Genomic DNA, 618 nt, shown 5'->3' with positions numbered 1-618 from the left:
AAAATGGCCCTTCAGGAGGTGAAATAAATGAGTAAAATAAACATTAACGAGAGTATAAAGTGGACTGAAATCACTCCAGGTGGAGACATTTATGAGAGAGGTAATTCTAGTGAATTCAAAACTGGAGACTGGAGAACAGTTAAACCAGTATTTATTGAAGATAAATGTAAGCAATGTATGTTATGTGCTCCAGTATGTCCAGATAGTTCTATCCCAGTAAAGGATAGTAAGAGACTAGACTTTGATTTCGACCATTGTAAAGGATGCGGAATCTGTGCAAAAGTATGTCCATTTGGCGCAATAGAAATGGTAAAAGAAGAAAAATAAAAAATCAGATATAGAAAATTATAGATAGAAAGAGTTTTAATAGAAACTCTACATTGAAGGAGGAAATAATAGAATGGCTATAAGAGAAAGATTGTCAGGAAATGAAGCAGTATCAACTGCTATGAGACAAATCAACCCAGATGTTATGGCAGCATTTCCAATTACACCATCAACAGAAGTACCACAGTACTTTTCTAGATATGTTGCAAATGGTCAAGTAGATACTGAATTTGTACCAGTAGAGAGTGAGCATAGTGCAATGTCAGCATGTATTGGTTCTGAATCAGCAGG

At 35.3% G+C, this 618-nt stretch carries 1 protein-coding gene and 1 pseudogene; both read left to right on the top strand.

Annotated features, from left to right (window positions below; genetic code table 11):
* The first annotated feature begins 27 nt into the window (after nt 1-27).
* Nucleotides 28-327, top strand: a complete 300-nt coding sequence (locus tag ACQ3F0_RS26770; RefSeq protein ID WP_428868870.1) for a 4Fe-4S binding protein — start codon at nt 28-30, stop codon at nt 325-327.
* Nucleotides 328-400: 73 nt separating this feature from the next.
* Nucleotides 401-618 (top strand): annotated as a pseudogene (gene porA, locus ACQ3F0_RS26765) (pyruvate ferredoxin oxidoreductase); the annotation flags it as partial.

It is taken from the genome of Clostridium sediminicola, from assembly GCF_050402865.1.
In the GTDB taxonomy this organism is placed as follows: domain Bacteria; phylum Bacillota; class Clostridia; order Clostridiales; family Clostridiaceae; genus Clostridium_AF; species Clostridium_AF sediminicola.
The sequence above is the reverse complement of the archived record's forward strand: the minus strand, read 5'-3'. Positions and strand labels throughout refer to the sequence as shown.